This window comes from Caballeronia mineralivorans PML1(12) (assembly GCF_001028175.1).
Taxonomy (GTDB): Bacteria; Pseudomonadota; Gammaproteobacteria; order Burkholderiales; family Burkholderiaceae; genus Caballeronia; species Caballeronia mineralivorans.
This window is the reverse complement of the sequence record NZ_AEJF01000134.1, coordinates 56,196-62,222: the sequence shown is the minus strand read 5'-3', so window position 1 is coordinate 62,222 and position 6,027 is coordinate 56,196. Positions and strand designations below refer to the sequence as shown.

The 6,027-nt window shown below is 61.4% G+C and carries 6 protein-coding genes; all 6 read right to left on the bottom strand.

Annotated features, from left to right (window positions below; genetic code table 11):
* Positions 1-51 precede the first annotated feature (51 nt).
* Complete coding sequence (locus tag EOS_RS21810) at positions 52-876, bottom strand: citryl-CoA lyase (protein ID WP_047848777.1); 825 nt, start codon at positions 874-876, stop codon at positions 52-54.
* Between the two features lie 2 nt (positions 877-878).
* Entirely contained in the window at positions 879-2,078 is a 1,200-nt protein-coding gene (locus tag EOS_RS21805; protein WP_047848776.1) for a CaiB/BaiF CoA transferase family protein, read from the bottom strand.
* A 43-nt stretch (positions 2,079-2,121) separates the two neighbouring features.
* Positions 2,122-3,555 (bottom strand): MFS transporter, encoded by a 1,434-nt coding sequence (locus tag EOS_RS21800; protein ID WP_047848775.1) that lies wholly within the window; start codon positions 3,553-3,555, stop codon positions 2,122-2,124.
* 168 nt (positions 3,556-3,723) lie between these two features.
* Entirely contained in the window at positions 3,724-4,062 is a 339-nt protein-coding gene (locus EOS_RS21795; RefSeq protein WP_047848774.1) for a c-type cytochrome, read from the bottom strand.
* Positions 4,063-4,065: 3 nt separating this feature from the next.
* On the bottom strand, positions 4,066-4,389 hold the full coding sequence (locus EOS_RS21790) for a ribbon-helix-helix domain-containing protein (RefSeq protein ID WP_047848773.1): 324 nt from the start codon (positions 4,387-4,389) through the stop codon (positions 4,066-4,068).
* Positions 4,390-4,451: 62 nt separating this feature from the next.
* Positions 4,452-6,020 carry a GMC family oxidoreductase gene (locus tag EOS_RS21785; protein WP_047848772.1) on the bottom strand — a complete coding sequence of 523 codons (1,569 nt, stop codon included), beginning with the start codon at positions 6,018-6,020 and terminating at the stop codon, positions 4,452-4,454.
* Positions 6,021-6,027: the final 7 nt, after the last annotated feature.

Genomic DNA, 6,027 nt, shown 5'->3' with positions numbered 1-6,027 from the left:
CGGCGGCGACGCGCGCGCGTTGCGCAGCGCGCAACGGCGTGCGGCCGGAATTCAGAGCAGATGACGCTCGGCTTTGCCGGTGTATTGGTAGGCCATCTGACGCGGCATCGGCCCTTTATTGCGCTCGTTGCGGCCGCGCTGTTCCCACGCATGCGACAAGATCCCGACTGCGCGCGATAGGCAAAACACCCCGCGCGCCAACTCCGGCGCGAAGCCGAGTTCTGCGTAAATCACGGCCGTTGCGCCGTCGATGTTCATCGGCACGGGCTTGTTTTTGCGCTGCTTCAACAACGCTTCGATACCGCGTGCTACCGAAGCATGTCGGCCGCTGATCGCGCCTTGTTCGACGCTTGCATCGACTAAAGCAAGCAGCTTGACCGCGCGCGGGTCGACAGGATGAAACCGGTGCCCGAAGCCGGGCAGATATTTACCGCGTTCGGCCACAAAAGCATCCACGCCTTGCGCGACCGCATCGTTCAAAGCGGCACCCGCATCTTCGAGCGCGACGATCGAATCGTATAGCTCGACCGCTTGCTGGCCCGCGCCACCGTGGACGTCGTCGAGTGCATTGATGGCCGAGGCCATCGCGCCGTTCAACGGCAAACCGCAACTCGTCGCCATGCGCGAAATGGCAATGGACGGTGCGTGCGGACCATGATCCACCGACGCCACGAGCGCCGCTTCAAACAAGCTCGCCTGCGCTTGATCAGGCAATTCGCCGCGCAGCATCAGCCAGATCATCTGCGGGAAACTGACCGCGCCGATCAGCTCCTGAATCGGAAAGCCGCGAACGTTGATCGATCCCGGATGGATATCGATGATCGAGGTGCTCCAGTACTCCGCGGCGAGTGCGGCGGCGTCAACAGCTTGCGTCATGTTCAGATCACTCCTTCGGCGCGCAGATGGTCGATGTGTTGGTCGTCGAAACCGAGCGTCGAGAGATGCTCGCGTGTGTTCGCTGATAACGTTGGCGCCGGGGTGGCGGGGGCTGTATCCGCGTCGGAAAAACGGAAACCCGCACGCGTGACGCGCTGTCTTGTCGTGGTGTCGTCGCTGTTGAACTCGCGTACGAATTCACGCGATACCAGATGCGGATGCGCGAGGATTTCCGGCACCGACATCACGCGTCCGGCCGGCACGCCTGCATCGATAAACTTGGCATCCCAGTTCGCCGCGCTATCCGTCGTCAATGCCGCTTCGATCTCGGCTTTCAATGCTGCGCGATTCAGCTTGCGCGTGTTGCGCTCGGAAAAACGCGGGTCATCGGGGAGATCCGGCCGCCCGATCAAACGGCACAAACTCACGAACTGCTTCGTTTCGTTCGCAGCAATGTTCAGCAAACCATCGCCCGTTTTAAACGTTCCCGACGGCGCGGCCGTGAAGTTTTCGTTGCCCATTGGCGTGGGAGTGACGCCCGCGTTCAGGTAGTTCGACACGACCCAGCCCATGGTCGAGAGCGTGGCTTCGAGCATCGATACATCGAGCATTCGGCCGCGACCGCTCGCGCGGGCATCGACTAAAGCTGCGCAAATGCCGAACGCCGCGGTCAGGCCGCCGACCGTGTCGGAGACCGGATAGCCGACGCGTAAAGGCGCGCTGTCAGCATCGCCTGTGACGCTCATCACGCCTGAAATGCCCTGGATGATCTGGTCGTAAGCCGGGCGCTTCGAAAACTCGCCGTCCATTCCGAAGCCGGAAATCGCGCAATACACGAGCTTCGGATTGATCTCGCTCAACGCGTCGTAGCCCAGGTCGAGACGTGTCATCACGCCGGGCCGGAAGTTCTCCACGAGCACATCCGCCGTCTTCACGAGCGAGCGCAAGATCTCTTTGCCGCGTGCGTCTTTCAGGTTCAGCGTGATCGACTGCTTGCCCGCATTGACGGCCACGAACGACGCACCCATGTCGCGTGCCGACGCTTCTTTATCGGCGCCCAGACGCCTTGCCAGATCGCCGCCTTCGGGATGCTCGACCTTGATCACTTCCGCGCCGAGCAGCGCGAGCTGATACGCGCAAAACGGCCCGGCGAGCACATTCGATAAATCCAGCACCCGCACGCCAGCCAACGGAAGCGTCATGTCAAACCCTCTTGTTCGATGCTAAAAAAGCCGATGCAAACCGTTATTGCGAAATTTCATCGAGATTGCGGTTGTTGGTACGCGGCCCGAAGATGCCGATCGCGCCCATCACCATCACCATCGACACGCTGATCAACGCGAACACGCCGGTCACCTCGAAGTGGCGCAACGCGAACGCGATCATGAAGCCGGAAAACATGGCCGAAAGACGCGAGATGGAATAAACGAAACCGACGGCGCGTGCCCGCAAACGCGTGGGGAACAGCTCGGTTTGATACGCGTGGTAACCGACCGAGAGCAACGTGCCGCAGAGCGTGATCAGCACGCCGAGGATCATCAGCATGACCGGCGATGTTTGCATGGCGAACAAGCTGCCGAACACAACGATGCCGAACGCCGACAGCACAATCAGCGTCTTCCGTTCGATCCGGTCCGCAATCGCCATCCCGATCAGCGGACCGAACGGATTCGAGATCGCGATGACAAACGAGTACAGCAAGCTGTGCGTGATCGTGACGCCTTTGGAGACGAGCAGCGTCGGCACCCAGGACGCGAAACCGTAGAACCCGATCGCCTGGAAGAAGTTGAAGACGAGCATGGTGATCGCGCGTTTGCGATACGGCGGCTGCCAGATTTCGCGGAACGCGGCTTTCGTCGTCGCCGGTTCGAGGGTCGCGACCGGTGGCGGCAACGCGCGTCCGTACTGCGCGGCGACCTTCGCCTCCAGCGCTTGCAACACCTTTTCAGCTTCCGCTGTGCGGCCTTGCTGCGCGAGCCAGCGCGGACTTTCAGGCACGCGCCGGCGGATCGCCCAGACCACGACCGCTCCCAACGCGCCGATAAGCACGACCCAGCGCCACCCGTCCATGCCGAACGGCTTTTGCGGCACAAGCCACCACGCGAGAAACGCGACCGAGGGCACCGCCGTGTATTGAACCAGGTGCACGAACGCGAACGCGCGGCCGCGCAAGTGTTTGGGGACGAGCTCGCTGACGTAGGTATCGATGGTCACGAGTTCCACGCCCACGCCAATGCCTGCAATCAGGCGCCACAGGTTGATCGCGGGCGCGGTGGTTTGCAGCGCCATGACCAGCGTCGCCGCGGAATACCAGAGCAGCGAGACGGTGAAGACGGTGCGGCGGCCGTATTTATCGGCGAGACCCGCGAGGAAGAACGTCCCGATGAACAAGCCCGCGAACGACGCCGCCACGAATGCGCCGAGTCCCGAGACGCCGAAGAACGAGGCGGTTGTCGTGGAATAGAGCCCGCTCTTGACGAGGCCCGGACCGACGTACGCGGTGAAAAACAGGTCGTAGAATTCGAACCAGCCGCCAATGGACAGCAGGAACACGAGCATCCAGACGGAACGCGTCGCCGGCAGCCGGTCGATGCGCGCGTTAACGCCGGGCGTTGTTTCGTCCCCGCCGGCGCTTGAGTTAGGCGACCCGTGTGTCGCATCGATCGGCAGGCTTGCCATGGAATCCTCCTATGGGTGTCTCGCTTTTATGTTGTTCTATCTGGTAGAACGACGTTCTGTTTACCGGTGACGCGAGAGTAGTGCGTGAGAAGGGCACGCGGAATCAGGGGTTTTACCTAGATGAGGGATAACGGTGCGCCCGGAGGGAGCGCACCGGTGCAAGCAGATTCAGTGGTCAGGCGCGCCGGCCAAAATCCACGCGATCACGGTATGCAGGTCGGCGTCGCTGATACCCGGGTTCGGGGGCATGGGAACTTCGCCCCAAACGAAGGCTCCGCCATTGCGGACCTTGGCGAAGAGTTTGTCCGGCGCCGTGGCATCGCCGCGATACTTCTTCGCGATCTCCCGATACGCCGGCCCGACAACCTGCGAATCCACGGCATGGCAGGAAAGACAGTTGTTCTTTTGCACGATCGACGCCGCCGCCGCGCCGTCAGGCGCTGCGTGCGCCGTCAGTGCGAATGCAGCTAGTAATAGACTGAATAGACTGCCTGGCCATTTTGTCATCGGTCAGCCTGCCACCTTGTCAGTCGCCGCGGCTGCCACGTGGCTGCGAAAATCCATCGATGCATTCGCTCTTAGCCCTTGATATCGAAGACAGGTTACGCGCAGGAACGACGCGAAATTCGTCGTTTCGCCCAGATGCTGCGTGACCTCTTCATGCAACTTCGCGATGAGCTGGTTGGTCGTCATGTCGTTGTCGGCGGCGAGTTCGGACAGCGTCTGCCAGAACAGGTTTTCCAGCCGGATAGTGGTCGTCACGCCGCTGATGCGTACAGAGCGCGCGCGGCATTCATAGAGAATCGGATCGGTTTGAGCGTAGATTCTGCACATGATATCTCCTCAAAAAGAAGCAGGAACCGCCGGGCGACGGCTCCTGCGCACGCTAGAGAAAGCTAGATGCTGCGGCGTTTCATCTGGTCCGCGATGTAGTCCGATTGCCGGATCGCCAGCGACACAATCGTCAGCGTTGGATTTTCAGCCGCGCTCGTGGTGAACTGACTGCCGTCGGAGATGAACAAGTTTGGCACATCGAAGGCCTGGCCGTGTTTGTTACAGACGCCGTCGCTGGCTTTCGCGCTCATCCGACAGGTGCCCAGATTGTGCGTGGAAGGATAGGGCGGCGTGCGTAGCGTCTTCGTTGCCCCGGCTGCCGCGTAGATTGCTTCGCCTTGCTTGTACGCATGATCGCGCATGGCGATGTCGTTCGGATGATCGTCGTAATGGACGTTTGCGACTGGCAACCCGACCTGATCCTTCACGTCGTGATTCAGCGTGACGCGGTTGGACTCATGCGGCATGTCCTCGCCGACAATCCACATGCCCGCCGTATTTGCGTAGTTATCCATATAGTAGGTAAAGTCCGATCCCCACGCGCCAGGGTCGAAGAACGCCGCCGCGAACGGCAGGCCGAGCGAGATCGTTTCCAGCTCGTAACCGCCCGCAAATCCGCGCTTCGGATTGAACCCGGCTTCATCCGTGACGATGCCTGCCATCACCGTGCCGCGATAAAAATGCACGGGTTCCTTGAACACGCCGAATACCGAGCCGGTGGTGTGCCGCATGTAGTTGCGGCCAACCTGGCCCGAACTGTTCGCGAGGCCGTCAGGGTGCTTCGATGATTCCGAGAGCAGCAACAGGCGCGGTGTTTCTATCGAGTTCCCCGCAACGCACACCACGCGCGCACGCTGGCGTTGCTGTTTGCCGTCGGCGTCCATATAGACCACGCTGCTGGCCTTGCCGGCCGCGTTCGTCTCGATGCGCATCACATGCGATTCGGGACGCAATTCGAGCCTGCCGGTGGCTTCGCCAGCGGGAATCTCGGTGTAGAGCGTCGACCATTTTGCGCCCGACTTGCAGCCCTGGAAGCAGAAGCCGAGTTGCATGCAACGGCCGCGCCCGGCGCGCGGGCGGCTGTTGATCGCCATGTGGCCGGTATTGCAGCTTTTATAGCCGACCTTCGTCGCGCCGTCGTACATGATCTTGAAGTTGTTGTTGCCCGGCAGGCCCGGAATGCCGTTCGTGCGCGTGACGCCCATCTTGTTCTCGGCGCGGGCGTAGTACGGTTCGAGATCGGTGAGTGTGATCGGCCAGTCGAGCAGGTTCGCCTGATCGACGGAACCATAGGTCGTGCGCGCCTTGAACTCGTGCTCGTGAAACCGCAGCGACGCGCCGGCCCAGTGCGTGGTCGTGCCGCCCACTGTCTTGCAGACCCACGCTGGTAATTCCGGGAAGTCCTTGGCGACGCGCCAGTTACCGGACGTGGTGCGTTTGTCGGTCCAGGCGAGTTGCCCGAACGACTTCCATTCGTCGTTGATGAACGTGGCCGACGACTGGCGCTTGCCAGCCTCCAGCACGACCACTTTCACGCCTTTCTGACACAACTCGTTCGCCAGCGTCCCGCCGCCCGCGCCCGAACCGACAATCACGACAACGGAGTCGTCGTTGTAGTCGAACTTAGCCATGCTTGCC

Coding starts and splice junctions, on each gene's coding strand:
- EOS_RS21810 (WP_047848777.1), bottom strand. CDS start 876: ATGACGCAAGCTGTTGACGCCGCCGCACTCGCCGCGGAGTACTGGAGC.
- EOS_RS21805 (WP_047848776.1), bottom strand. CDS start 2,078: ATGACGCTTCCGTTGGCTGGCGTGCGGGTGCTGGATTTATCGAATGTG.
- EOS_RS21800 (WP_047848775.1), bottom strand. CDS start 3,555: ATGGCAAGCCTGCCGATCGATGCGACACACGGGTCGCCTAACTCAAGC.
- EOS_RS21795 (WP_047848774.1), bottom strand. CDS start 4,062: ATGACAAAATGGCCAGGCAGTCTATTCAGTCTATTACTAGCTGCATTC.
- EOS_RS21790 (WP_047848773.1), bottom strand. CDS start 4,389: ATGTGCAGAATCTACGCTCAAACCGATCCGATTCTCTATGAATGCCGC.
- EOS_RS21785 (WP_047848772.1), bottom strand. CDS start 6,020: ATGGCTAAGTTCGACTACAACGACGACTCCGTTGTCGTGATTGTCGGT.